The 26,814-nt window shown below is 38.5% G+C and carries 21 protein-coding genes; 1 reads left to right on the top strand and 20 read right to left on the bottom strand.

All coding sequences use genetic code 11. The features are described from left to right. Nucleotides 1-463: 463 nt before the first annotated feature. The 13 genes from FG382_RS03275 to FG382_RS03215 all read right to left on the bottom strand — a co-directional run bounded on the left by FG382_RS03275 (nucleotide 464) and on the right by FG382_RS03215 (nucleotide 17,711). Nucleotides 464-1,309 (bottom strand): VOC family protein, encoded by an 846-nt coding sequence (locus FG382_RS03275; protein WP_142537467.1) that lies wholly within the window; start codon nucleotides 1,307-1,309, stop codon nucleotides 464-466. Between the two features lie 287 nt (nucleotides 1,310-1,596). Beyond that, nucleotides 1,597-2,619, bottom strand: coding sequence for a threonine/serine dehydratase family protein (locus tag FG382_RS03270; RefSeq protein ID WP_229677271.1), 1,023 nt, complete (start codon nucleotides 2,617-2,619; stop codon nucleotides 1,597-1,599). Between the two features lie 111 nt (nucleotides 2,620-2,730). Then, on the bottom strand, nucleotides 2,731-3,306 hold the full coding sequence (gene leuD, locus FG382_RS03265; protein WP_142537466.1) for a 3-isopropylmalate dehydratase small subunit: 576 nt from the start codon (nucleotides 3,304-3,306) through the stop codon (nucleotides 2,731-2,733). A 12-nt stretch (nucleotides 3,307-3,318) separates the two neighbouring features. Then, nucleotides 3,319-4,728, bottom strand: coding sequence for a 3-isopropylmalate dehydratase large subunit (gene leuC, locus FG382_RS03260; protein ID WP_142537465.1), 1,410 nt, complete (start codon nucleotides 4,726-4,728; stop codon nucleotides 3,319-3,321). Between the two features lie 20 nt (nucleotides 4,729-4,748). After that, entirely contained in the window at nucleotides 4,749-5,849 is a 1,101-nt protein-coding gene (leuB, locus tag FG382_RS03255) for a 3-isopropylmalate dehydrogenase (RefSeq protein WP_142537464.1), read from the bottom strand. A gap of 18 nt (nucleotides 5,850-5,867) precedes the next feature. Further along, complete coding sequence (locus tag FG382_RS03250; RefSeq protein WP_142537463.1) at nucleotides 5,868-7,412, bottom strand: 2-isopropylmalate synthase; 1,545 nt, start codon at nucleotides 7,410-7,412, stop codon at nucleotides 5,868-5,870. Further along, nucleotides 7,399-8,433 carry a ketol-acid reductoisomerase gene (gene ilvC, locus FG382_RS03245; protein WP_142537462.1) on the bottom strand — a complete coding sequence of 345 codons (1,035 nt, stop codon included), beginning with the start codon at nucleotides 8,431-8,433 and terminating at the stop codon, nucleotides 7,399-7,401. Before ilvC ends, FG382_RS03250 begins: the two co-directional genes overlap by 14 nt. A 73-nt stretch (nucleotides 8,434-8,506) precedes the next feature. Continuing rightward, complete coding sequence (ilvN, locus tag FG382_RS03240) at nucleotides 8,507-9,019, bottom strand: acetolactate synthase small subunit (protein WP_142537461.1); 513 nt, start codon at nucleotides 9,017-9,019, stop codon at nucleotides 8,507-8,509. Next, nucleotides 9,016-10,737: an acetolactate synthase large subunit gene (ilvB, locus tag FG382_RS03235; protein ID WP_142537814.1), complete on the bottom strand. Its 1,722-nt coding sequence runs from the start codon at nucleotides 10,735-10,737 to the stop codon at nucleotides 9,016-9,018. Before ilvB ends, ilvN begins: the two co-directional genes overlap by 4 nt. Before the next feature lie 553 nt (nucleotides 10,738-11,290). Beyond that, nucleotides 11,291-12,958: a dihydroxy-acid dehydratase gene (gene ilvD, locus FG382_RS03230; protein WP_142537460.1), complete on the bottom strand. Its 1,668-nt coding sequence runs from the start codon at nucleotides 12,956-12,958 to the stop codon at nucleotides 11,291-11,293. 501 nt (nucleotides 12,959-13,459) lie between these two features. Further along, a complete protein-coding gene (locus FG382_RS03225; RefSeq protein WP_142537459.1) occupies nucleotides 13,460-13,891 on the bottom strand; it encodes a hypothetical protein in 432 nt (143 codons plus the stop codon). A gap of 1,317 nt (nucleotides 13,892-15,208) precedes the next feature. Next, complete coding sequence (locus FG382_RS03220; RefSeq protein ID WP_142537458.1) at nucleotides 15,209-15,799, bottom strand: YiiX/YebB-like N1pC/P60 family cysteine hydrolase; 591 nt, start codon at nucleotides 15,797-15,799, stop codon at nucleotides 15,209-15,211. Nucleotides 15,800-15,911: 112 nt separating this feature from the next. Beyond that, the gene (locus tag FG382_RS03215; RefSeq protein ID WP_142537457.1) at nucleotides 15,912-17,711 is read right to left on the bottom strand and encodes a DNA/RNA non-specific endonuclease; all 1,800 of its coding nucleotides are present in this window, start codon (nucleotides 17,709-17,711) and stop codon (nucleotides 15,912-15,914) included. A 414-nt stretch (nucleotides 17,712-18,125) separates the two neighbouring features. On the opposite strand from FG382_RS03215, the gene FG382_RS03210 reads away from it, so the two are divergent. After that, a complete protein-coding gene (locus tag FG382_RS03210; RefSeq protein WP_142537456.1) occupies nucleotides 18,126-19,091 on the top strand; it encodes a S8 family peptidase in 966 nt (321 codons plus the stop codon). 325 nt (nucleotides 19,092-19,416) lie between these two features. Here the strand turns inward: FG382_RS03210 and FG382_RS03205 are convergent, their stop codons facing one another. The 7 genes from FG382_RS03205 to flaG all read right to left on the bottom strand — a co-directional run bounded on the left by FG382_RS03205 (nucleotide 19,417) and on the right by flaG (nucleotide 26,568). Then, complete coding sequence (locus FG382_RS03205) at nucleotides 19,417-21,102, bottom strand: methyl-accepting chemotaxis protein (RefSeq protein ID WP_142537455.1); 1,686 nt, start codon at nucleotides 21,100-21,102, stop codon at nucleotides 19,417-19,419. Nucleotides 21,103-21,256: 154 nt separating this feature from the next. Beyond that, complete coding sequence (locus FG382_RS03200; RefSeq protein WP_142537454.1) at nucleotides 21,257-22,945, bottom strand: methyl-accepting chemotaxis protein; 1,689 nt, start codon at nucleotides 22,943-22,945, stop codon at nucleotides 21,257-21,259. A gap of 17 nt (nucleotides 22,946-22,962) precedes the next feature. Further along, nucleotides 22,963-23,733, bottom strand: a complete 771-nt coding sequence (locus FG382_RS03195; protein ID WP_142537453.1) for a C40 family peptidase — start codon at nucleotides 23,731-23,733, stop codon at nucleotides 22,963-22,965. 159 nt (nucleotides 23,734-23,892) lie between these two features. After that, nucleotides 23,893-24,246 carry a flagellar protein FliT gene (fliT, locus tag FG382_RS03190; RefSeq protein WP_142537452.1) on the bottom strand — a complete coding sequence of 118 codons (354 nt, stop codon included), beginning with the start codon at nucleotides 24,244-24,246 and terminating at the stop codon, nucleotides 23,893-23,895. Continuing rightward, nucleotides 24,243-24,644 carry a flagellar export chaperone FliS gene (gene fliS, locus FG382_RS03185; protein WP_142537451.1) on the bottom strand — a complete coding sequence of 134 codons (402 nt, stop codon included), beginning with the start codon at nucleotides 24,642-24,644 and terminating at the stop codon, nucleotides 24,243-24,245. The genes fliT and fliS overlap by 4 nt, the downstream gene beginning before the upstream one ends. A gap of 40 nt (nucleotides 24,645-24,684) precedes the next feature. Continuing rightward, the gene (locus FG382_RS03180) at nucleotides 24,685-26,190 is read right to left on the bottom strand and encodes a flagellar hook-associated protein 2 (RefSeq protein WP_142537450.1); all 1,506 of its coding nucleotides are present in this window, start codon (nucleotides 26,188-26,190) and stop codon (nucleotides 24,685-24,687) included. 15 nt (nucleotides 26,191-26,205) lie between these two features. Then, nucleotides 26,206-26,568, bottom strand: a complete 363-nt coding sequence (gene flaG / locus FG382_RS03175) for a flagellar protein FlaG (protein WP_229677298.1) — start codon at nucleotides 26,566-26,568, stop codon at nucleotides 26,206-26,208. Nucleotides 26,569-26,814 lie beyond the last annotated feature (246 nt).

Genomic DNA, 26,814 nt, shown 5'->3' with positions numbered 1-26,814 from the left:
GTTTTTATAAACTTAACACAAGCTTTACAATAAGAAGATTTAGGCAATTACCGAGAATATATAAAACAGTACAAAGTATTTTTGTACAATCTATTTTCCTATATCCGCTCACTTCGTTTATCAATATTTCACATATAAAAAACAAAGTTTCGACCGATTCGCCAATATATCTCTTTCTTCAGCAAAACGCTCTTATATTGTCGAATACTGACAAATTGTCAGACAAAAATCGACCGAGTAGCTGTTCAAAAGAAAATTTTGTCGATATACAAAAATAGAGAAAAAGGGAGAGATATTGAGAGAAGAAAGAATTTGCGAAAAGTGAAGCCAATATGTATAGGCTTGGTAAAAAATTTAGGTGTTATAGAGGGAGAAGATTGAAGCGCATTGTGGAGAGTGTTTACCAAGATATTATTTTAAAGAAAAAGAGTGTCCCAAGATAGAGAGACACTCTTTTTGCCATTTACTTAACGATTAATTTGATTTTATTTTGTGATGGGTCTTTTGTGATGTACATACCGTTTTCTTCTATAATAGGTGCCTCAATTGATTTCAAGTTTTCGATTGCGGTATTCAATACTTCCGTGCTTGGATAAACCAAAGTAAAAGCTTCAAGTCCAACAATATTTTCGGCAGCAGCTGGTGCTCCTTCGCCAGCCCATGTGTTCATACCGATATGGTGATGGTATTTCCCTGTTGCCATGAATAATGCACCTGGATAAGGAGTAACAACTTCAAGCCCTAATGCATTATAAAATTTTTCTGCAGCTTGTAAATCCGCAACATGTAAATGAATATGTCCCATTACAGTGCCTGCAGGTAGACCTTCCCATTTAGTACTTGCGCCTTCTGCTAAAATACTTTGTGCATCGATTTGAAGGGTATCCATTGCAACATGTTCCCCATTCCATTTCCAATCCGTATCTGGACGGTCGCTGTAAATTTCGATGCCATTACCATCTGGGTCATTTAAGTAAAGCGCTTCACTTACTAAGTGATCTCCTGCTCCAACACGAATATTGATTTCGATAAAATGTTTTAAAACCGCACCTAGATCCGCACGAGAAGGAAGTAATAATGCGAAATGATATAGACCAGTAGTTTTTTGGGTCTTTGGTTCGAAGTCTGGTCGTTGTTCGAGGGAAAGCAATGCTGTTTTCCCATCCGCTGTTAGAAGTGCTTTGTTTTCTTGTTTTTCTAGAACTTTGAATCCAACTACTTCTTTATAAAATGTAAGAGATGCTTCTAAGTTCATAACTTTTAATTCAACTAGTTCCACGAAAGTGTATGGTTTATTATGATATTTCATTTAACATTCTCCTTTTTAAGTTACTTTTCGTAAGTAATTATATTTTAGTTACTAATGAAAGTCAAGGTAGTATACTTTTATTTTGAAATGAAATTAGATAATGCAGTTTCAGGATGGGAAAATCGCAAGATTGGGTGGCTGAATCCCAAGATAGGAACGATGAGTCGCAAACTAGCTTCTGCAAAACGCAAGATACACTCTTAGAATCACAAGATGACTATTCCATGCATTTTAAATCTACACAAAAACCACTAGCCTACATAAAGACTAGTGGTTTCTGCTCTAGTTTATTTTGCTAATGGTACTTGGAACGACATTTGCTGACATTCGGCGAGTTTACTAATGTCGAAGTTTCCTCCGCTTACGATGATTCCTACGTTTCGTGATGCGGATGGCATGTGGTGGTTCAACACTGCCGATACTGCTGCGGCTGCTGCACCTTCAATAAGTATTTTTTCCCGTTCGAGCATGAAAAGGATTGCGGATGCAATTTCTCCTTCGGATACTGTGATCATGTCATCTACGAGGGAATGAATAATTTGGGTTGTCAGCTTTCCTGGTACTTTCACGTTGATCCCTTCTGCAATCGTTTTGCCTTGAAACGGGATGAGTCCTCCGTTTTTGCCTTTATATGCAGTTACCATGGCAGAGGAATTGGCCGATTGAACGCCGATTACCCGAATATCAGGACGAGTCGATTTCACTGCAAGTAATGTGCCTGCTAAAAGTCCTCCCCCACCGGCTGGAACGACAATCGTATCAATTTCTGGACGTTGCTGCAGCATTTCCATCGCTACTGTCGCTTGGCCTTCGATAACAGCTAAGTCATCGAAGGGATGGATGAATGTTGCTCCTGTTCGAAGCTGCTCTTCCCTTGCTGCAACATAGGCTTCGTCGAAATTTTGTCCGACTAACTTTACGGTAGCCCCATAACCTTTTGTGGCATTTACCTTTGTTTCAGGCGTTCCGATTGGCATGAAGATCGTGACTGGCACATTGCGTGCTTTCCCAGCGTACGCAACTCCTTGAGCGTGATTCCCTGCGGAAGCGGCGATTAATCCTTTCTCGCATTCTGCTTCCGACAACTGAGATACTTTATTCATTGCGCCTCTTATTTTAAATGAACCCGTTTTTTGCAAGTTCTCTAATTTCAAGAAAACATTTTTTCCTGTGCATTCATTAAAAGTAGTAGACATTTTACACGGCGTCCGGTGAACGAACTCCGATACTTTTACAGATGCTTCCAATAAACCTACAGTGTCGTATGAATTCCCAACAAAACCATCTCCTAATTTACTATTTTTTTTCACTGTCTAGACTTCAGGGGACGTCAGCTCGAGATCAAATGTCAATTTTCTGCGGTGGCTGAGGAACTGCCTCCTCGAAAATCATCATCTATTTGTCGCTGACAAGCGGTCACCTTACGCTTTTCTTAATTCAAAAGCTTTAATATGATCTTCATATTGGAAGGTCAATGAAATTTCATCCCATCCATTTATAAGCATTTTCTTTTGATATGGATCGATGTCGAATGAATAAACGACACCGTCCTCTCCTGTTACCGTTTGTGCTTCTAAATTCACTTCTACGTTATATTCTTCCTTACTTAAAATCGCTTCAACTTCGTCGACAGCCAATTTAATAGGAAGAATTCCATTTTTCATGCAGTTATTATAAAAAATATCTGCGAAACTTGGTGCGATTACTACACGGAATCCATAGTCCAAAATTGCCCACGGAGCGTGCTCACGGGAAGACCCACATCCGAAGTTCTCATGCGCTACTAATATAGTAGAATCTTTATAGCGCCCATCATTTAATACAAACTTACTATTTGGATTTCCTTCTGCATCAAAGCGCCAGTGGTAAAATAAGTACTTGCCAAAACCAGTGCGCTCAATTCTTTTTAGAAATTCTTTTGAAATAATTTGGTCGGTATCGACATTTTTTTGATATAAAGGGGTAACAACACTTTTTACTTCATTAATAGGCTCCATCGTTTTTCCTCCTTACGCGTTTACTAGTTGGAACTTGCGAATATCTACAATATGTCCTTCGATTGCTGCTGCCGCTGCCATTGCTGGGCTCATCAGATGTGTTTTAGATCCTGCACCTTGGCGACCTTCGAAGTTACGGTTGGATGTAGAAGCACAATGTTCGCCAGCTGGTACAACGTCGTCATTCATCGCTAGGCACATACTGCAACCAGATTCGCGCCATTCAAATCCTGCATTAAGGAAGATTTTGTCGATGCCTTCTTGTTCAGCTTGTTTTTTTACAGTTTGTGATCCTGGAACCACAATTGCTTTTACTGTTGGATGGACTTTACGCCCTTCAATTACGCTTGCTGCTGTTCGCAAATCACTTAGACGAGCGTTCGTGCATGAACCGATAAATACATTGGTAATAGCAATATCGGTTAATGGCATTCCTTCTTGAAGACCCATATAAGCAAGTGCTTTTTCATGTGCTGCTCTGTCACTTGCTTCTGTGAAATCAGATGTAAGTGGGATATTGTTTGAAACACCTGAACCCATCGATGGATTTGTACCCCAGGTAACGAAAGGTTCGATTTCGTCTGCAGAAATTTCAACTGTTTTATCGTAAACTGCTCCCTCATCAGATGCTAATGCTAACCAACGAGCTGCTTCTTTTTCAAAAGCTTCCCCAGTCGGCACATGTTCGCGACCTCTTAGGAATTCCACGGTAGTTGCATCCGGGCTGATTAAACCAGCACGCGCTCCCGCTTCAATGGACATATTACAAATTGTCATACGTTCTTCCATCGATAGATTACGAATAGCTTCGCCTGTATATTCCACGATATAACCAGTTCCCATATCGATACCAAACTTTGAAATAATCGCTAAAATGATATCTTTTGCTGCTACTCCGAAACCTAGTTCTCCAGTTACTTTGATTTCCATTGTTTTCGGTCTTGCTTGCCAAAGGGTTTGCGTGGAAAGTACGTGCTCTACCTCACTTGTACCGATACCAAAAGCGATTGCACCGAATGCACCGTGTGTAGATGTGTGGCTATCTCCACAAACGATTGTTTTACCTGGCTGTGTTAAACCCAATTCAGGTCCGATAATATGCACGATTCCTTGATCTGGATGATCCATATTGGCAAGTGGCACACCGAATTCTTCACAGTTTTCTTGTAGTGTATTTATTTGCTTGCGTGCAATTTCATCTTTAATTTGTTCTCTATTACGGGTTGGTACATTATGATCCATCGTAGCATAGCAAAGATCCGGACGACGAACTTTGCGATTGTTTAGTCGTAACCCTTCAAAAGCTTGCGGAGATGTCACTTCATGGAGTAAGTGTAAATCGATATAGAGAAGGTCTGGTTTACCTTCTTCCTCATATACTACATGTTCATCCCATATTTTCTCAATTATCGTTTTTGCCATTTTAGTCCCTCTCCTTTTGGTTAGACATACGTAAACATAATGCTATCGGATACAAATTCTGAGTCTAATTCTTCTAATACTTTTGCTGTCCATTCTGTAGTTGAAAGAACGCGTTTGCCTTCTACTTGTAAATCACCTGTGAAGTTACCGTCATTTAATACATTAAATACCGCTTCTTCTACTGCTGCAGCTTCTGTTTCCATTTGGAATGCTTCACGCAGCATCATTGCTGCAGACAGAATAGTTGCTGCTGGGTTTGCTTTGTTTTGTCCTGCAATATCAGGAGCAGATCCGTGGACTGGTTCATATAAACCGAAGCCGTCTTCTCTTGTGCTTGCAGATGGTAGCATTCCTAAAGAACCTGTAATAACGGAAGCTTCATCACTTAAAATATCGCCGAACATATTCTCTGTTACAATTACATCAAATGCATCCGGTTTTGTAATCAATTTCATTGCAGTCGAGTCAACAAGCATATGCTCCACTTCTACATCTGGGTAGCCTTGTTTTTTCTCTTCTACAATTTCACGCCATAACTTACTAGAATCCAGTACATTTGCTTTATCAACAGAAGCAAGTTTTCCTCGGCGGCTTCTAGCAAGCTGGAAAGCAGTATCGACGATTCGCTCAATTTCTTCACGAGTATATACAAGTGAGTCTAGTGCGTAATCCTTTGTCTTTTTACGTGGTTCTGCGAAATATAAACCGCCAGTTAATTCACGAACAATGACTAGATCTACTGATTCTGCAATTTCCTTTTTAAGCGGTGATGCTTCTAGTAATGCAGGAATCGCTTTTACCGGACGAATATTTGCATACAGTCCGAAATGTTTGCGAATCGCTAGTAATCCTTTTTCTGGGCGTAAATGAGATGGATTTTGATCCCATTTTGGCCCGCCAACAGCGCCTAAGAGAATGGCATCACTTTCGCTACATAAGTTAATCGTTTCTTCTGGAAGTGGGTTTTCGCAAGCGTCAATTGCCGCTCCACCGATCAAAGCATATTGCAAGTTAAACGTATGGTTATAGCGTTTCTCAATTGCCTGAAGCACTTTAACAGCTGCTTCTGTTACTTCTGGACCGATTCCATCTCCTGGTAATACTGTTATCGTTTTTTCCATCTCATTCACTCCCGTTTATTATTGAACTACTGGCACTCTTTCCTGATAATGTGCTTTTATTAATTGTCTATTGATGGCATTCAAATACGCTTTTGCGGAAGCTTCTAATACGTCTTGGGAAGCGTTGCGTCCAACTGAAACGACGTCGTTAAAAGTTAAGTTAATGACGGCTTCACCAAGTGCATCTCTCCCTTTAGAAACAGATGATACACGATAATCGATAATATGCACTTTTCCATTCACAAGCTTTTCTAGCGTATTGAAAATTGCCTCCACTGAACCAGCACCTGTAGACGATACAACCTCCACTTGACCAGAAGGAGTTTTCGCTTGAACTGTAGCTGTAGGAATATTAGACGTTCCGTACTGTACCTGCACGCTTTCTAGTTCATACACTTCCACTTCCGAAGTTTTTACTTGTTGATCGGTCAATAAAACAAATAAATCATCTTCCGTAATTTCTTTCTTACGGTCTGCTAATTTCTTGAATGCGGCAAACGCTGCATTTAGTTTTTCATCACTTAAATGGAAGCCCATTTCTACTGCGCGACTAGAAAATGCATGACGACCTGAATGTTTTCCAAGTACAAGCTCGGTAGTAGCATCTCCGATTAATTCTGGTGTAATAATTTCATACGTTTCCGGATTTTTCAGCATGCCGTCTTGGTGAATACCAGATTCATGTGCGAAAGCATTTTTACCTACTATCGCTTTATTTGGTTGAATTGCAACTCCTGTAAGTTTACTTACAAGTTGACTCGTGCGCTTCGTTTCTTTTAGTACGATGCCGGATTCCGTTTGGTAGTAGTCTTTGCGAATATGTAGTGCAACTGCAATTTCTTCTAGCGCTACGTTTCCAGCTCGTTCACCAATACCGTTGATCGTACCTTCTACTTGTGTTGCACCATTTTCAATCGCTGCAAGTGTATTTGCTGTTGCTAAACCTAAATCATCGTGGCAGTGAGCGGAAAGCTTCACTTTTTCAATGCCAGTAACATTGTCAGATAAGTATTTAAATAAAGCGCCATATTCAATAGGTGTTGCATAACCTACTGTATCTGGAATATTAATCGTTGTAGCTCCTGCTTTAATCACTTCGTTAATAATGCGGACAAGAAATTCTTTATCCGAGCGAGTCGCATCTTCTGCAGACCATTGTACGAGCGGAAAATATTTTCTTGCCAATTTCACGGATTCCACTGCAAGTTCAATCACTTGTTCCGGTGTTTTATTCAACTTCGTTTGCATATGAATCGGGGATGTTGCGATAAATGTGTGAAGATGTGGTTGTACTCCACCTTTCAATGCTCCCCAAGCTGCTTCAATATCACCTTTAATCGTACGAGCAAGACCCGTAACAACCGAGTTTTTCACGGTATCGGCAATTAGTTTAACCGCTTCAAAGTCCCCAGGGGATGAAGCAGGAAAACCTGCTTCAATAATGGAAACTCCGTACTTTTCAAGCTGACGAGCGATTTCTAATTTTTCTTGCGTGTTAAGATTGATCCCTGCGGATTGTTCCCCATCACGAAGCGTTGTATCAAAAATGTCAATTTTGCGCACTCGTCACCACTTCTTTCTTCACTTGTTTTTTCCCTTCATTGATGAATGGCATCATTTCACGAAGTTTTGCACCGACAACTTCAATTTGGTGTTCTGATTCTGCTTTTTTGATCGCGTTATATTTTGGACGGTCAGTTTCGTTTTCTTCGATCCATTCTTTTGCAAACTTACCGCTTTGAATATCTGTTAATACGTCTTTCATACGATCTTTTACAGAAGCATCAATGATACGTGGTCCTGATACGAAATCTCCCCACTCAGCTGTATCTGAAATAGACGAACGCATTGTAGCCATGCCACCTTCGTACATTAAGTCAACGATTAGTTTTAGTTCATGTAATGTTTCGAAGTATGCAAGTTCTGGTTGGTATCCTGCTTCTACAAGTGTTTCAAAACCAGCTTTTACGATTGCAGTTGTACTACCGCAAAGTACTGCTTGTTCTCCGAATAGATCTGTTTCTGTTTCTTCTTTAAATGTCGTTTCAAGAACGCCAGCACGAGCTGCTCCAATTCCTTTTGCATAAGCTAAGGCAGTTTCTTTTGCGTTACCAGTAGCATCTTGATATACAGCGAATAAACCTGGTACTCCTGCTCCTGCTTCAAATGTTCTACGTACTAAGTGTCCTGGTCCTTTTGGTGCAACTAGGAACACATCCACATCAGCTGGAGGTACGATTTGATCGAAATGTACGTTAAATCCGTGTGCGAATACTAATGATTTACCTGCAGTTAATGCTGGTGCGATTTCTGCTTCGTATACCGCTTTTTGTCTTTCATCTGGTAATAAAATCATGATAACGTCTGCTTTTTCAGCCGCTTCTTTAACAGAATATACTTCTAATCCATCTTCTTTTGCTTGATCAAATGATTTCCCTTCACGAATACCTACTACTACGTTAAAGCCTGAATCCTTTAAGTTTTGTGCGTGTGCGTGACCTTGAGATCCGTACCCGATGATTGCGATTGTTTTGTCCTGTAAAAGTCCTTCGTTGATATCTCCGTTATAATACATTTTAGCCATTGTTATTTCCTCCTCAGGATTGTTTTTTAATTTATATTAGAGTATAAAACTTTGTTACTAATTTTTGTGTTGCTTACAAAATAGATAGTTGCGGCGTATGAACTTTTTGGGTTTCCCTTACAAATGCCGTAACACCCGTTCTTGTTAAATCTTTAATGCCGTATGGTTTGAGCAAATCGATAAATGCATCAATTTTTTCTGGATTACCTGTCACTTGGTATGTCACGACATTTTTGCCAGTGTCGATTGTTGCTGCTCGGAAAGGTTCTACAATACTATTAATCTCTGCTCTTACGGTTGGTGGTGCGACTACTTTTACAAGTGCGAGTTCTCGAACGACAATCGATTTTTCTGTAATATCGTTTACTTTCAGTACATCTACTTGTTTTTGTAATTGTTTTAAAAGTTGCTCTAGTTTTTGTTCGTCTTCTACATTTACAACAAACGTCATTTTAGAAATTTGCGGTTGTTCTGTATGACCTACTGTGATGCTTTCGATATTGAACTGACGTTTCATGAGAAGGCCAGTTACGCGGTTTAATACGCCGCTTTGGTTAATCACGGTTACTGTAATGATGCGTTTCATTCTGGCTTCACTCCAATCATTTCGTGTAGTGCCGTACCTGGTACAACCATTGGGTATACTTTTTCTTTTTGAACTACTCTGCAATCGATCAATACCGGTTCGTCAGATTCTAGTGCTTCTTTTAATTGAACCTTTGCATCCTCGTACGATTCAATTTTATATCCTTTTAAATCGTAAGCTGCTGCTAGTTTCACAAAGTCTGGTTGAACAGGGATTAGAGAATGTGAGTACCGCTCGCCGTGGAACGTTTCTTGCCACTGACGAACCATTCCAAGTGCTTGGTTGTTCAAAATGACTATTTTTACCGGAATGCGCATTTCTTGAAGTAGCGACAATTCCTGCAGCGTCATTTGGAATCCTGCATCTCCAACGATGGAAACTACTTTTGCTTCTGGCTTTGCAAGCTGTGCGCCAATTGCTGCCGGGAAACCGAAGCCCATAGTACCCAGTCCGCCAGATGTTACCCAGTTATGTGGGTGATTAAATTTATAGTACTGCGCTGCCCACATTTGATGTTGCCCTACGTCCGTTGTAACAACTGCATCTCCGTTTGTATATTCGTGAATGAGCTCTACAACTTGCTGTGGAAGCAGACCTTTTTCTTCACTTGCTTCATAAAATAACGGATATTCCTTTTGATTAATTTGTAAGCTTTCTAACCACGCTGCCGTATTGCCATTTGGAGCATTTTGTTCTAGAAGCGCGAGTAATGCTTCTTTTGCATCTGCGACAATCGGAATTTCGGTTGGTACATTTTTTCCGATTTCTGCAGGATCTATATCGATATGAATCACTTTTGCATTAGGTGCAAAGTGAGCTAAGTTTCCGGTTAAACGGTCATCAAATCTAGCTCCAACGTTAATCAGTAGATCACAGGTTTGAATCGCCATATTTGCTGTGTATGTGCCGTGCATCCCTGCCATCCCGATAAATAATGGATGATTTCCTTCAATTGTTCCTAAACCGAGTAAAGTGTTCGTTACAGGAATTTGATATTTCTCAGCTAGCTCCACTAATTGATCGGATGCTTTTGCAAATAATACACCTGCACCAGCTAAGATAAGCGGTTGTTTCGCCGTCGAAATAGCATTTGCTGCTTTTTGAATTTGTAAAAAGTTCGGTGTTGTCGTCGGTTGATAACCTGGAAGATTTACTTCCCCAGTTGTTTCATCAGTTGGACTAAAAATCCCTGTAGCCATGTTTTTCGGAATATCTACGACGACTGGTCCTGGACGACCTGTGGAAGCAATATGAAAAGCTTCGTTAACTATTCTTGGTAAATCTGCTACATCTTTTACTTGGTAATTATGTTTTGTAATTGGTTGTGTAATACTGATGATGTCCGCCTCTTGGAAAGCATCTGTTCCAATCACCGTTGTTGCAACTTGCCCTGTAAAAACAACGAGTGGAATCGAATCCATCATTGCATCCGCAATCCCTGTGACAACATTTGTTGCTCCCGGGCCACTTGTTGCAATGACTACTCCTACTTTTCCAGAAACTCGTGCATATCCTTCCGCTGCATGGATTGCTCCTTGCTCATGACGCGCTAAAATATGTCTGATCGGGTTTTTGTGTAGCGCATCATAAATCGGTAATACGGCTCCACCTGGATAACCAAAAACTACTTCAACCTGGTGCTTTTTTAATGTTTCAATTAAAACATCTGCACCATCCAATTGCTTCGGAGCTGCCGAGGCTTCGGGCTCTTCATACATTTGTTCTGTTTCTTCAACAGTCATCTTCATCATAATTTCCTCCTTTTGATCAAATCGTCCAGTGTCACAGAAAAGCGTAAGGCGCCCGCTTTGCCGCGACGAGCGAATGGCGATTTCCGAGGAGGCAGCTCCTCAGCCACCGCAGGAAATTGACATTCGACCTCGAGCGGCAGGCGCCTGGAGTCTAGACAGTAACTGAATAGACAAGTCTTACTTTCTTACATGTTATTTATAGAAAAAGAAAAGAATTTCACCCCACACAAAAAAACTATCGTTCTTTTGTATAGGGATGAAATTCTTTTCATGGTACCACCCTAGTTCGCAGCGCAACCGCTACCTCGCAGACAACCAACCAAAACAGCCAACTGTCCATTTTTAACGAGAGTAGTCAGTAGTACTACACCCGGAAGTATCTAATAGGTTTCCCATTCAACACTTCACTCCGAGGGGATGTCGCTAAAGGTTGTATTGCCGGCTCCCAGCGCTACCGGCTCTCTGTAAATACAAGGTTCCCTTAACTTTTGCCTCATCATAGATTTCTATTATTATCTTCTTAGATTTTCATAACTCCGCCTGTACTAGCAGATGTTACGAGCTTCGAGTATCTTGCTAAATAACCTTTTTTAATCTTCGGTTCAAATGGTTGAAGTTTAGCTCTTCTATCTGCCAATTCTTCTTCACTAACCTGCAACTCTATTGTTCTATTAGTCAAATCAATTACGATAATATCGTCATCTTCGACTAACGCGATCGGTCCACCATCAGCTGCTTCTGGAGAAATATGTCCAATGGAAATTCCTCTTGATGCACCTGAAAATCTACCGTCTGTAATGAGTGCCACTTTCGTTCCTAATCCACGACCTTGAATCGCTGAAGTTGGAGCGAGCATTTCCGGCATTCCCGGTCCGCCTCTTGGGCCTTCGTAGCGAATAACCACTACATGACCTTCTTTAACCGTACCGTTATCAATTGCTTCTTGAGAAGCTTCCTGTGAATCAAAGACAATTGCTTTTCCAGTAAACTCTTTTATAGAAGGATCCACTGCGCCGACTTTAATAACTCCGCCTTCAGGTGCAATATTTCCGAATAAGACGGATAAGCCACCTACAGGACTATATGGATTTTCTTTTCGACGTATGACTTGATCATTAGTAATCTCAGAATCTTTTACATTTTCATAGAGTGATTTACCTGTAATCGTCATACGATCCGGATGAACCGCTCCTGGAATTTCGCAAAGTTCTTTTATAATGGCACTGACTCCTCCTGCAAGATGAACATCGTGCATCGAGTAATCAGAAGCTGGCATAATTTTCGATAAATAAGGAACACGCTTCGCTACTTCATTAATCTCTTTCACGTCGTATTCGATTTCTGCCTCATGTGCGATAGCTAATGTATGTAGTACCGTATTAGTAGAACCACCCATCGCCATGTCTAGTGCAAATGCATCGTCAATTGTTTCTTTCGTGACTAAATCACGCGGTTTAATATCTTCTTTTATCATTCTGACAAGATGTTGTGCTGCTTCTTTAATAAGGCGATGACGCTCGTCGGATGTAGCAACAATTGTTCCATTACCCGGAGGTGTCAACCCTAGCATTTCCATTAAAGAGTTCATCGAGTTAGCTGTGAACATCCCTGAACATGAACCACATGTTGGACATGCATTTTGTTCGATGTCTAGTAGTTGTTCTGCTGTCATTCCACCTGATTTATAAGAACCAACACCTTCAAAAACGGAAGTAAGTGAAAGTTGTTTTCCGTCAGCTGAAGTACCAGCTTCCATCGGACCACCTGATACAAAAACAGATGGGACATTTGTTCTTACTGCTGCCATTAACATTCCTGGAGTGATCTTGTCACAGTTTGGAATGTAAAACACACCGTCGAACCAGTGGGCATTAATAACCGTTTCCGCTGAATCTGCAATCAGTTCACGACTCGGAAGTGAATACCTCATCCCGATATGTCCCATTGCAATCCCATCATCAACACCAATCGTGTTAAACTCAAATGGAATTCCGCCAGCTTCACGTATTGCTTCTTTAACGACCTCTGCAAATTTATTCAAATGCATATGGCCTGGAATAATATCAATATAGGAGTTACAAACGCCAATAAATGGCTTATCTAAATCTTTTGTTTTGACCCCAGTTGCATAAAGTAAACTTCTGTGTGGGGCACGGTCTACACCTTTTTTAATCATGTCACTTCTCAATTTCAATCGCTCCTATACTTACCGCTTATCTAGCGTTTAGCTTTGCAGCTTCAGACTATTTTTAGTCTTTTTTAGTTTGTGAATTTTCTCACAATATTTAATATATTGTAGTTATCATATCGCCTTTAAAATGCCCCGTCAACACCCTTTTTTAAAATAATCTGTTAGTTTGGAATATTCATATTCTATGTAATCGTTTACATTTGCGATATATCGCACTTTACACGCTTGAAAAATAATTGTGAATTTTTTGTTCAAAATAAAAAACCTCCTCACATCGGCGGTGAGAAAGGTTCTCAAAGGGCTAATCTGTCTGTGTTTTAATGAGTTATTGGATTACTATTTGGAGGAGGGGCGAGTGGAATTATTTTCTATTAAATAACAAAATTAAGCTAAGGGAAACTAATTTTTATGAAGAAGCAACCAATTTTGACCTAAGAGCAACCAAGTGTATTAATTTGCAAAGAAAAAGCCCTCCTATAGACACAGGAAGGCAAATATTCACCATAGATTCGGCTTGGCTACCATAAACCAAAGCATGATGAGTAACAATAAAATATAGAGCCAAACAGAGCGACGTAATTTTACTACAAGCGTATTCAAATCTATCTTCTCATCCCGAAACAATCGAATATTCGGCTTAAAAGCTCGTGCCAGAAAAACGATCGAACTCACCATTACAACAATCGTCATAATGACCCACGACGTCGACCACGGCCAATTTCCTTGCCACATCAGCAAAATCCCAGATACAACAAGCACATGTCCTGCATGCTTCACAATACGGATAGCAGCCTGAAACACCTCTAAATGTGAATCTAGCACCTCTCTATTTTGGAGTTTCATCCTATTTAATAACGGAAAAAGTACAAAAAACGGACCAATAGACAAAATTGCGCTCAATACATGTGCAAATACTATAAATTTATACATAGAATAATCACCTAAGTATATTATACGGTATTGTGTCGGAGAAGGTTGTGTCTAGTTGAGGAAGATTTTATGGTATTCGGGGAGGTTCGCTTACGCGCAACAGAGAATAAGTTTCTCCCAACAATCTAGTGCTTACTCGCAATATTTGAAGTCAGTATAAAAATTGGACATGTTCAAATACGAACTTCATACTAACAGAAAATAAAGAGAGCGTGTCTTTGATTGCAGTTCAAACTAGAGAACATGCGAATAGTTAGCGAAGTTGAAAGTGGAAGAAGAGCTGCAAGAGGAAAGTGAAATCATAAAAAAGGTCATGCATGTCTTCGTCCAAGGTCACACATGTTATTTAAGCTCATGTAGGGACATCAAAATGAATATATATCGCGTGGTGAAGTTGTAGAGGATTCTTCCGTGGATATTACAAAAGGATTAAAGGCAAAAGCGAGACCAGATACTCGGGGAAATAAAAAAAATCAACCTGTGTTATAGAGGGTTGATTTTTTACTTCTAGATACACAAGTACCCAGAACTATTATTATTTTACTATGCTATAGGAGCTGGAACTCCCGCTTCTTAGAGATAAAAGACTAATTAGTGAAAATCCCTAATATTCCCTAGAGAAATTAAACATATACGTATTTGATTGCACATATACATAATAAAAGGGCTATCTCTATCATTTTACGCCCTAAAAAACTGCACCATTTATGGAGGTGAATACAAATGACAACATACGAATTGCTAAGCTTACTCATTCAACTATCTGGCGGTTGGATTGCTTTTATGTCGGTGGCGTTGTCAGTTATCTTTTTCTTATCAAGAAAGAAGTAACCGCCCCCATCGGCAGGAGTGTGGACAATTACTTCTTTCTTCTTTAGCCAAAAGCTTTTTCTGCCCAACTAATTACGTCGTCGTACGATGCACAAAATCGACCATGATTTTGTCTAGCAGTCTACCATTTAGGACTGAGTGCTGAAACACTCAGTCCTTTTTATTGTATGTTAGGTTTATAATTATATGATGAATTGTTGTTTGAAGTGTAATACGATATCACTAAATTCATTAAGAAACCTAGATTTCTTTATACTTCGTTATTGTGAAACAATAAAGCTTGCGCATAGGACTTACTACAACTCCATATGTGAGTAACTTTTATCTATAGTATGCAACAAGCACCAATAATAGAAACAATACTTTTAGTATTTTCCTAGAATCAGTAAAATGTGCTCAAAAAAAGTATTTATTTTTAGAAATCTGAAGAGAATGGAATTTTAGTAGTTATCTAGATCACTGTGATTTATTAAACCTGAAATGATATCATGGAGTGATTTCGAACAAAGGTTTGACATAGGGATCTGCCGCAATATGTTCCGGGAAAATAAAACCCATTGGATCGCGTGAAAGCTCTATTTCCAATTGCTTGTAGCATTCGTCTACAAATTCAGAACACATATATTCAAAATCCTCCGTATGTCTTACGATTCCTAGACTTATGCGTGCAACAATCTTGGCTATCTCGTCTTTGTCATAATTTCGATTAAGCAAATCAATCGCTTTTCCACACATACTTTTTATTTTTTCTTTATCAAAATCAGAACTATCAACAACTACATGTCGGGCTACATACATTTCTCCATTATACTTTTCCTTACTATTTTCATAATTGTAAAGATAATGTGATAATGGGACCACCCTGACACCGTCGTCTTCCACACTTTCCAATACAAGTACACGCTCATTCCAATATACTAACAAGGCTACATGACTGAATACAGAGTTTGATAGTTTTTTTATCATCTCACTGACTAAATAGCGACCGCTACAAAAAAGAATATCTCCTGTTTTTATTTTACTTTTTGCTAGTTGATAGGAAATCTGATTTATTCCATTAAATTTACTAGTCCCCATTTATAATCGCTCCTCAAATCAATATTATCTACCTATATTAAGGGTTATAGTTGGCCCAGTGGTAGAGCCGCTACCACTAGGGGAACAATAGCTAAATTTTAATGTTCAAATTTCAGAGTTTTATATCCTCGGGTGCATCAATGACATATCCTATAGTCGATTCTAATTGATTGATAGGATCGTAATTACGTAAATCTTCAAAATCAAGACCTGTAGTCTCCTCGATTTTTGAAATGGGCACTTGGTATGTTTTATATTCACCGAAAGCAAATTCCAAATCCTCAATAAGATTTTTTTGAGTCTGCAAATAAGCAGTTGCAGAGAGGTTTCCATCTTTCTTAACAATGACTGCTATTTTCCAAAATTCTGCCGGTATCTGAACGCCTCTGTAAATAATGTCATCCATCCTAAAAACTGGTCCAGTAAACACCGTTACTTTAAGATTCGAGTTTTCGGCATTATCTAAAATATAATTCTCCAGATCCAACCAGGTTTTTTGATTCAACTTACTTTGCTGAGGAGCACAATTGGTAAAGTGGAACGTATCCTTATTTGCCCTTTCCGCCGAATCTCCCCAAACAGGATCAAGCCGGCGGACAAGATGTCCCCGATCAAGCGGATTATTTTTATATAATTCAGGACCGCACTGGTACTCTATTTCGATGCGAGAATCGAGATACCACTTGTCATTACGACCAATCTTCCTCAACTGATTGCCGTCAATATTAACCACCGTATAATATGCTAAACGGCGTGATTTGCTCATGACAATTGAAAAATGCGTATAATGGAGCACATTGCTTCCGTCTTTTAACTGGGCAACATCCTGTTCAAGATCAGACCTGAATATCGGATGAGGAACTTCATAATCGTCACCAAGAAATTGAGTGTCATAGCCGGTCGAACCTTCATACCATGAATCGCTTAACTCCTCAACTACCATCTCTTCAGTAGTAGGACCTTGGACTTCCCACCCCTTCACAATGTCATTTATTAATAACTTTTGATCTTCACCCAAGTTGGCGCTTTGCTCCACGACAAACTGGATAATACTGCTTATGCGAATCCCTTCATTGGCAATAAATTTAGCCGCATCCTTTGGATCTGGAACGCCTGCATGGTGGAGACAGATTACAATCCATTCGTCATTATATACAGGTGAACCAGAGGATCCGGGCATGGTATCTGTGGAGTAATGAATATAGTCGTCAAATACATCCATAATTTGATTTTCTCTAATCGCCACAGCTTTAGGAGCCCCTGAAGGATGTTGAATAATTGATACATATTCACCAACCAATCCTTTGCCCGTTTGCGGAATGAGGGGTAAGAACCCAAAATCACTTACTTTGGCGCCATCAGCAGACATATCCTCTATCGCGACCAATGTGAAATCAAGCTTCTGATCCGTTATAAATAAACGCTCAGGTGTTAAACGGAAGGTTTTCATCGGACGTTCTTTCAAGTCAAGATCAACTTCATAGTTGAATTGTGCTCGACTAAACTGAGCACTATCGTAGTTCTCCAAAACATGATTATTTGTAAGCAATAACGAAGGTGATACAAGAAAACCTGTAGCATGTCCAAGAACCCTGCCTATTCGATCTCGAATTTCGATTCTACAAACTGGTCTTGCTGCTTGCAGACCTGCTTCAAGATAAGAGATAGGAAATAGATCATCTTGACCAATAATACGCTCTATAGCAAGTCCATCACGTGGATCTATAATTGCTTTACGAAGTGTAACTCGCTCAGGCGTATCTACTTCTAAAGGATTTTTAGTTTGCAGTTCACTAGCAATTCTTTCACGTTCACTAGAACGCGCGATATAACGCTTTAATGCTTGTTGTTGTTGCAAATCTACAAGATTCATATTATAGCTTTGAAACTTTTCAAGTCGTTTAATAGACATGTTTATCCTCCTTGAAGTATATTCATTTCGTTTTGATTATTCTAACATTTCAATTATTTCATTGGAAGTTACTTTTTACGGGTATTATAATAAATTTTTAGTCCAAAGACTCAATAGCTATTTATCGGTTACTCGCATCATCTAACATGTACTAGTTTTAGAGATATTTCTTTATATTTTAAACTTTAATAGTGAATAAGCGCTAAATAGGATATCTCTCAAATAAGTCTTCTGAATCTATTATTCAAACTACTCAATATTAATTTGACAGAATAATCAGACAATGATAAGATTTATTTTACAATACACTATCACTTCTAATAGAAACAAAACTATTAGTAGATTCCCCATAACAGTAAGTTAATGATAAAAGTTTTTGAATAAGTTTCCAATAATACTTTGAGGAGGTATAAAATGGATAATTTTGTTCACGTAATTCCATATGAAGTGATTGTACAAATGACGGAGACCAATGAAATTCCTACAGGCGTAGAATTAATTCAAGCACCCAAGATTTGGGACAAAACAAAAGGAAAAGGTATTACGGTAGCTGTCCTGGATACAGGATGCGATAGTAGTCATCCTGATTTACAAGAACGGATTATAGGCGGTCGGAACTTTACGGACGATGATGGAAGCAATCCCGATATATTCCTCGATTATAATGGACATGGCACTCACGTTGCCGGAACGATTGCTGCACAGAAGAACGATAAAGGTGTAGTCGGAGTAGCTCCTGAAGCAAATTTACTTATCATAAAGGTATTGAATAAAAAAGGCTCGGGACAATATGAGTGGATTATCAATGGAATCAATTATGCCATTGAACAAAAAGCGGATATTATCTCCATGTCGCTAGGCGGTCCAAATGATATGCCTGAACTTCATGAAGCGATTAAAAAGGCTATCAGTAACAATATCCTTGTAGTTTGTGCTGCTGGAAATGAGGGTGATGGCGACGATTCAACTGATGAATTCGCCTATCCAGGCTGTTATAACGAAGTCATTAGTGTAGGTGCAATTAACCTTGAGCGTCGCTCTTCCGATTTTACCAATTCTCATAATGAAATAGATTTAGTTGCTCCGGGAGAAAAGATCCTCTCTACGTATTTAAAAGGCAAGTATGCAACATTAAGCGGAACTTCAATGGCTGCACCTCATGCCTCTGGGGCACTTGCTCTCATAAAAAGCTTGGTCAACAACAATTTCGGTCGGGAACTATCAGAGCCTGAGCTCTATGCTCAGCTAATTAAAAGGACGATTCCACTAGGTTTCTCGTCCAAGCTTGAAGGTAACGGCCTCGTTTATTTGACGGTAATCGAACATTTGAGCGGTGTATTTGAGAAAGAGAGTAAAGAGTTGGTTTTGAGTTCACAATAATTATGATTAAAAGTGGTGGACTTCCTATTTTTCGGACATTTATAATCATAAAACGCGGCCCGAAGATTTCACGGAACGCGTTTTATTGTTTTTGATAACTTTGAACTTTTTATGTGTAACCTAGAACCCGTTTCTCGCAATATTCTCAAGAACCGCAAGATAGACTGACTGAATCGCAAGATCATAGCTTAAAATCACAAAATACTCGCCCCAAATCGCAAGGTAGCAACCCAGAATAGCAAGATACCCCCTCCGAATCGCAAGATACTCTTCTTCCATATAAAAAAGCGACCCCAATTTCTCGGAGTCGCTACTAAACTATCTATCAAATTTTAAAATGGCTTACTTCTGATTGAAGTGTTTCTGCTAGATCTGCTAATGTTTGGGCATTAGCTGTGATTTCTTCATTGGCCGCAAGCTGTTCTTCGGTAGCCGCACTTGTGTCGTTTGCCCCGTCTGCAGCTACAGATGCTAGCTGTTGAACCTGATGAACACTTTCTGTTACGGACTCAGTCATCGCATGAATTTGCTCAATTGCTACAGAAACAGATTCTACTTTAAATACTACATCGCCCACGCCGTTTTCAATTTCTTTGAATACTTGAATGGACTCTGTTGTTTTAGATAGACCTTCTTCTACTTTTGATCCGCCTGTCGTAATTGCTTTTACAGCTTCACCAGAGGCAGATTGGATTAATTGCACCATGGATCCAATTTCAGATGCAGAGTTTTTTGATTGCTCCGCTAGTTTACGCACTTCTTCTGCTACTACTGCGAAACCTTTTCCGTATTCCCCAGCACGCGCTGCTTCAATTGCTGCATTTAGTGCAAGAAGATTTGTTTGCTCTGAAATATCAGTAATTAGTGATGTGATAGATTGGATTTCATCGGAATGCTTCGCCATGCTTTTCATGATTTCTGTCGTTTCATTAAACGTCGTGTGTATTGTATCCATTTGACTGGCAACGTCTGATACAACAGATGATCCTTTTGTTATTAGGTTTTTCACACCATCTGTCGATTGCAACATTTCCTCGTTGTTTTTCGCGATTTTTCCAATACCTTGTTGCAATTCTACGATAGATTTTACAGAAGAATCCATGTGATTCATTTGTTCTTCACTTGCAAGCAGTTGACCTTCCGCAGATTTCGCCACCATTTGAGTAGATGCTAAACTTTCTTCAGAACTTGCAGAAAGTTCCTCCGCGTTTGCGGCAAGTTGCATCGAAGAGTCTCGGACATTAGAAACAATATTTCGAAGGTCGGTAATCATCTTATTAAAAGCAACAGCCATTTCGCCAACTTCATCTTTGTTTTTAATCTTAATAGTTTCAACTACCAAGTTACCATCAGCTATATCTGCAAGACCTGCAGTAACCTTTGTAATTGGTTTGGAAATGCTTCTACTGATGAAATGAGAAACGAGTACACCAATAATAATGCTTAAGATAGTTAGTATCATTGTGACTGTATTTGTAAGTTTTACATACTCATCTAGATTTTTTTGTGCCTGATCCACGTTTGCTTGTTGTATTTGTTCTAATTGTGCCAATGTATCCAATATAGTTTTGTTAAGTTCCTGAGAATTTGCTGCATATTGAGCAAACATACCATTTTTTCGTTTCAAATCAATTATTTTATTATTCGATTCAAATAATTTAACTGTATCGTTTTTAAGATCTTCCATTAATTTTAATGAAGCTTGATCATCAGCTAAGCCATCAATCAGTTCCTGTGCAACTTCAGATCCCTCTTTCATTTGTCCATCTAATTTCTGAATGGAATCTTCTTTGCCGAACATAACAAATTCTAAAACAGAGCTTGACATATCCTTTTGAATAATTTCTATTTCTTCTAAAAGATCTACTCTTCTCATATCTTCGTCAATAATTGTTTTATATCTATCCGTAATATCAATAGTTGAGAAGATAGATAAAGCACTTGCAATTATTAATAGGAGCAATACCGCCAAAAATCCAAACCACATCTTTCTACTAATCGTAAATTTCATCCTATGACTCCCTTTTTTCCTATAAACTTATTTTATATATTAATTACTTAGTAACTATACTATTATACATTTGGAAAGGTATTTTGTCATATTACATAATCACAAAAATAGCCTTAAATCGAATTCTCGACTTAAAGCCATTGATATTTCTTTGTTAGATTTTAAAATGGCTAACAGTACTTTGAAGCGCTTCCGCAAGGTCTGCTAATGTTTGAGCATTGGAGGTAATTTCTTCGTTGGCAGCTAATTGTTCCTCCGTTGCAGCACTTGTATCATTTGCCCCATCTGCAGCACGTGCTGCCAAACGTTGTACTTCAAGTGAGCCTTCTGACACAGATTCCGTCATCGCTTGGATTTGCTCAATAGCTGCAGATACTGATTCAATTTTAGAACCAACAACTCCGACCGCTGTTTCGATTTCATTGAATACATCAAGTGAATCATTCGTTTTAGCAAGACCATCTGCCACTTTGTCTCCACCAATCATGATTGCTTTCACTGCATCATCGGAAGCAGTTTGAATGATGTGGATCATCTTTTCTATTTCAAAGGCAGAGTTTTTAGACTGCTCTGCAAGTTTTCGAACTTCTTCTGCTACTACTGCGAAGCCTTTACCATACTCACCGGCACGTGCTGCTTCAATAGCCGCATTTAACGCCAACAAATTCGTCTGCTCAGAAATATCCGTTATAAGTGCAGTAATTGACTGAATTTCATCTGAATGTTTCGCCATGCTATGCATTATTACCGATGTATCTTTGAAAGTCGAATGGATCGTGTCCATTTGACCAGCAACATCTGAGACTACATCTGAACCTTTTTTCACTAACTTAGTCACATCATCCGCAGCTTGCAACATTTCTTCATTATCAACAGAAATCTGTTCGATTCCTTGTGCTAATTCAGTCATTGAGTTAACAGAGGTGTCCATATGGCGTACTTGCTGTTCACTTGTCGCCATCTGTGATTCTGCAGATTGGGCAACCATTTGGGACGAAGCTAAACTCTCTTCGGCACTTGCTGAAAGTTCTTCCGCATTTGCTGCAAGCTGCATTGATGAATCGCGAACATTGGAAACAATTTCACGAAGATCCACAGACATCGCGTTAAACGCTGATGCCATCTCTCCAACTTCATCCTTATTTTTAATATGGATTGGCTCAACGGTTAAATTGCCTACTGCGATTTCCGATAAACCAGCAGTCACACGCTTTACCGGTCTAGAAATACTTCGACTGATGAAATAAGCTAATATGATTCCTAATAATACTGCTGCAACTGTCAATAAAACAGCAAAAATTTTAGCTCCTCGTTCATAACCTGTTATTTCAGTTCGCATGCTTTCCATATCATGTTGTAAAAACTGTTCCATTTCCCCTAGGATACTTATTATACTCTCACTAATCGACTTTGCTTCCGTAGAAAGCTTACTAACCTCCACGGTATTGTTATTCATCTTCGCCGCAATAATTTCTTCATTATTTTTAGCATAAAGCATCATTTTTTTATCAAAATCATTTGACAGCTCAAGCATTTCGGGAGAAAAAAGAATACCTTTTAATTGTTGCGCGAGTTCTGTTGTTAATACATGATTTTCAGATATGCTTTTCTTCGATGCATCCGTATTAGATAGTAAATAATCCATTACACTTCTAGTAGTGTCCTTTTGAGCCATTTCTATATCTTTCACAAGATTCACTTTCACAGCCTGGTCATCTAATAGAAATTGATATTTACTACTCGTGTTCATCATCGCCATAATGGTAAGCACAGCAACGACAATTAGTAAAAATAAAATAGCAGAAAAACCAAGCCACATCTTTTTCCCAATCGATATTTTCATAGGAAATCTCCCTCCAACTAATCCGCTACTAATTCACTTACTGCATGAAAACGTTTAAAGGATACAAAATGCTCTTTCCAATAAACATTACTTAACTTTGTAATCTCAACGCCTTTTGAACCCGCATGTATAAACTCATCGTTGCCTATGTAAATGCCCATATGAGAGATTCCCTCTTTATATGTATTTTCGAAAAACAATAAGTCCCCAATTACAGGAGTCGAAACAGGTGCACTTTGAGTAAAATAACTTTCACTGCTTTGTCTTGTTATATTCAGACCTGCTTGTGTATGTACAAAATAAATAAATCCGCTACAATCAAACCCGGCAATCGTATTACCTGCATACAAATACGGAGTGCCTTCCAATAGTTTTGCAAAATCTACAAGCGTACTGTAAACAGCTTGTCCACTCGTTGAAAGAGCTTTTGCTTCTCCTTCTAAAGGTGTAGGAGATGTTATTAGTGTTTCTGCCTTCACTTGCACTGGTTGTACAACCATTTCTGTTTTAACTTGTGTTACAGGTTTTGTTGCTACGACCGGTTGTGTCACTTTTGGCGTTGTCTTTGCTGCCACCGGCTTTTTTACTACCAATTTCTGCTTCACATAAATACTCTCTTTTGTGAGCTTATTCCACGTTTGCAGGTCTTTCACGGAAACTTTATTTGCTTTTGCAATTTTCGTTAAAGTATCCCCTTTTTTCACTTCATACAAGGCAGTAGTGCTTGCAGAGGCTATGGATGTAAATGAAAATAAAAGAACTGTTACTAAAAGCACCTTTTTAAACATATATACTCTCCTCCTATAAGACTAGTAATTTTATCATAGCATTAATTTACTATTTTCTCACTATTAATTTTGAAAAGATATTTCCTGGGAAATAGCCTTTTAAAAAGCTCCAAGAAAAGGGATCTTCTTGGAGCTTTATTATTAACTAATGTAAATAGTTTATTTTTTCTTATCGTAAAAAGTGCCATCTCGATAAACTTGATTATAAGGATCCATATAGGCATTTACGGACACTTTTTTCTTTTGCTGCTCAGATATATCTAAACGGATATCTTTTAGATAAACTTTAAGCTTCGCTTGAAGTTTTTTTTCTAAAGGAAGCAGCTCCTCACCGAACATTTGTTCCTCATCAGTGAACGGAGCTTGAATAGCAGGCTGCAATTCTTCGCGTTTAGTTAGAAGTTTATCAACTTGTTCAATTACCGCATCTCGCTTATCTTCTTCTCGAACGTCTAATATCCTAGTTAAAAGCTCTGTAACCTTTTTCCATTCTTTTAAACTTTCTCGAATCATACCTCACCTGTTTGACCATATTGCTTTTGTCGATTAATTTGAATGACTTGTTTCCACGTATCACGGAACTCAGTCGTATATCCAATCACTTCATCTACCTTAGCAGTATCATTTTGAATATTAGCCTCTACTAATCGATTAATCATATATTCATATAAAGAAGCCATTGATGCAGAAACCGCAACCGACATATCTAACGTAATCATCAATTCACGTAAAATATTTTGCGCTTTTTGGATATTCGTATTTTTTAGTTCAATGTCTTTTGTTTCGATTCCTTTTTTCGCTTGGTTCAAAAACTTCAAGCAACCATTATACAACATTAGTGTCAATTCACCCGGTGTCGATTGGGTTACACTATTTTGTTGATAAGCTTTATATGGATTATTTACAGCCATGTTTACACTCCTTATTTTTTCACGCTTTGTAAATTATTTATTATTGCCCACCGAATGCATTCATTAAATAAGATGATTGGTTATTTGCTCTTAAGATCGCTGATTCCATTGCAGAGAATTGTTTGTAGTAGCGCGTTTCGATTAACTGAAGACGATCTTCAAAACGTGAAATTTGATCTTCAAAACCTTTTAATGTACGGCCAAGCGAAAACGTAGTATTTACTGCTGTATCCGTACCAGCCTTTTCAATCACTTTTTTACGCGTATCATCTAAAGTGGCGACTAATCTTCTTGCCAGCCCTTTATCTGAATCATTAGGACCATCTGCAGCAAAAAGTTCATAAACTTGGTTAGGATCATCTGAAATTGCTTTCCGTAATTTCGTTTCATCAATAACTAATTTACCGTTTTCCATATAATTATTAGAAGTAGTGATACCAATCTCACTTAATCTATCGGCACCAAGAACTCCACCCACAGCTGCATTTAATGCAGAACGCATTTGACTTAATGCACTGGAAATAACACTATCATTTCGAAGTGTCCCACTCTTCGCCTTTTCTTCCCAAAGTTCGATTTCTTTCTCCTTCATATCTGCTTTTTGCTCGGTAGAAAGTGGTTGGAAATCTCTATATTTCTTTTCACGAATCTCGCTGTTTAAGTTTTCGATTAGCTTGTTATATTCATCAACAAATTTAACTACTGATTCAAGTATTTTATCAGTGTCTGGAGAAGAACTAAAAGTAATGTCTGACTCGCTTGCTTTTTTCAGTGAAACTTCGAATCCATTGATTTGGAACGTGTTGGTTTGTCGTTGTGTCTCTAACCCATTGTAAACAAAAATAGCATTTTTACCTTCTGTCGCAACTGCTCCAGTAACTTTCAAAAAGTTATTAGTGTCCCCTTCAATTACGATTTCAGGATGATTTATGGTATTTCCGCCTGCATCAAGTGTATTTGCAATTTCACCACTATTTTTTGCAGTAAAAGCCATCTTCCCCGTAAAAGAATCATAGAATGCGTTAACGCCTGAATTTTTATTGATGTCATTCAACACACTTTGCATTGTGGAATTTTCATCAATTTTAACTACATAACCATCTTTATCTAAAGAACCGTCTGTTTTTATCGCCTTAATAGTAAATGAAGATGGTACCTCAACTTTCAAATCTTTTAGTTTTTTTGTTAAATCAGCATCAGAAGCTAAAACTCGATCAGTACTTTGCATAGTTGCTGATTCTGCAAGCTGTTTTACATTAATCTTCCCTGTAAAATCACTTGTCGAACTAATATTTCGTACACTAATTTCGTCAGGAGCTGAACTAGTAACCGTTTTTTGTATATATGTCGATTGACGTAGCATTGTATCGCTTGTTAAATTACGAAAATCAAACAGTTTTTTATTCGCTGCTCGATAATCATCACGTTGCCACTCCATGTATTGTTTCTTTTGCATAATTTTATCTAAAGGAATCCGTTGTGCATTCATTAATTCCTTAATCATCGTATCTGTATCCATACCGCTCGCTAATCCGGTAATACGCATGAAATCACCAACCCTTTAAATTTTCTTATCTACAAAAAGACCCATAAAATCCTGCATAGCTGCATACATATCCAGTATTTTTTTCGCCGGTATCTCTCGTACTACTTCTTCTGTTTTTGTGTCTATTAATGTCATATAATAAGTGTCTAACTGTTCATGATACTTAAAGCGCAATTCAGTGCTAGTGGTTTCTAGAAATTTGTTCATACTTTCTGTCATTTTCTTTGCTTTTTCAGCTAACAAGAGCTCATTTCCAGTTGTTAAGTTTTCACTTTCAATATGGCTAATAACATGAGTAATATTTTGAGAAGCGTTTTCAGAAGTTGTTGTTTTAGAAATAGAATTGTAATTTGTGGCAGATTCAGCAACTCGATTCACCAAATGGATCTTCCCCCCTAGTATTATATATCCTATTGTTTATATCGGTTACGAGTAGAAGAGTTTAATAAAAATTCTTAATTAGAAAGAAATGAAATTATTCAACCTCGACGGGTTCTAAATAAGGATTTAGTTGTATTAAATAACAATCTTAGACTCCTTTCTCTGATTTCTTATTAAACCTTCTAGTTTAACGATTAGTTAAGAACTTTATAATCTTTTTCATATTAAAAACACAATCCAGTA

It is taken from the genome of Psychrobacillus lasiicapitis (assembly GCF_006861795.1).
GTDB classification, from domain to species: Bacteria; Bacillota; Bacilli; order Bacillales_A; family Planococcaceae; genus Psychrobacillus; species Psychrobacillus lasiicapitis.
Note: the sequence above shows the minus strand (reverse complement) of the source record. Positions and strands in the feature narration are given on the sequence as shown.

What these genes read in the sequence shown, in the direction of transcription:
- fliT (WP_142537452.1), bottom strand. Translation starts at nt 24,246, where the DNA reads ATGATTCGAGAAAGTTTAAAAGAATGGAAAAAGGTTACAGAGCTTTTA.
- FG382_RS03215 (WP_142537457.1), bottom strand. Translation starts at nt 17,711, where the DNA reads ATGTCTATTAAACGACTTGAAAAGTTTCAAAGCTATAATATGAATCTT.
- leuD (WP_142537466.1), bottom strand. Translation starts at nt 3,306, where the DNA reads ATGGAGCCTATTAATGAAGTAAAAAGTGTTGTTACCCCTTTATATCAA.
- FG382_RS03205 (WP_142537455.1), bottom strand. Translation starts at nt 21,102, where the DNA reads ATGAAATTTACGATTAGTAGAAAGATGTGGTTTGGATTTTTGGCGGTA.
- FG382_RS03210 (WP_142537456.1), top strand. Translation starts at nt 18,126, where the DNA reads ATGGATAATTTTGTTCACGTAATTCCATATGAAGTGATTGTACAAATG.
- FG382_RS03200 (WP_142537454.1), bottom strand. Translation starts at nt 22,945, where the DNA reads ATGAAAATATCGATTGGGAAAAAGATGTGGCTTGGTTTTTCTGCTATT.
- FG382_RS03220 (WP_142537458.1), bottom strand. Translation starts at nt 15,799, where the DNA reads ATGGGGACTAGTAAATTTAATGGAATAAATCAGATTTCCTATCAACTA.
- FG382_RS03180 (WP_142537450.1), bottom strand. Translation starts at nt 26,190, where the DNA reads ATGCGTATTACCGGATTAGCGAGCGGTATGGATACAGATACGATGATT.
- FG382_RS03195 (WP_142537453.1), bottom strand. Translation starts at nt 23,733, where the DNA reads ATGTTTAAAAAGGTGCTTTTAGTAACAGTTCTTTTATTTTCATTTACA.
- ilvC (WP_142537462.1), bottom strand. Translation starts at nt 8,433, where the DNA reads ATGGCTAAAATGTATTATAACGGAGATATCAACGAAGGACTTTTACAG.
- FG382_RS03275 (WP_142537467.1), bottom strand. Translation starts at nt 1,309, where the DNA reads ATGAAATATCATAATAAACCATACACTTTCGTGGAACTAGTTGAATTA.
- ilvB (WP_142537814.1), bottom strand. Translation starts at nt 10,737, where the DNA reads ATGTATGAAGAGCCCGAAGCCTCGGCAGCTCCGAAGCAATTGGATGGT.
- leuB (WP_142537464.1), bottom strand. Translation starts at nt 5,849, where the DNA reads ATGGAAAAAACGATAACAGTATTACCAGGAGATGGAATCGGTCCAGAA.
- fliS (WP_142537451.1), bottom strand. Translation starts at nt 24,644, where the DNA reads ATGGCTGTAAATAATCCATATAAAGCTTATCAACAAAATAGTGTAACC.
- leuC (WP_142537465.1), bottom strand. Translation starts at nt 4,728, where the DNA reads ATGGCAAAAACGATAATTGAGAAAATATGGGATGAACATGTAGTATAT.
- FG382_RS03225 (WP_142537459.1), bottom strand. Translation starts at nt 13,891, where the DNA reads ATGTATAAATTTATAGTATTTGCACATGTATTGAGCGCAATTTTGTCT.
- ilvN (WP_142537461.1), bottom strand. Translation starts at nt 9,019, where the DNA reads ATGAAACGCATCATTACAGTAACCGTGATTAACCAAAGCGGCGTATTA.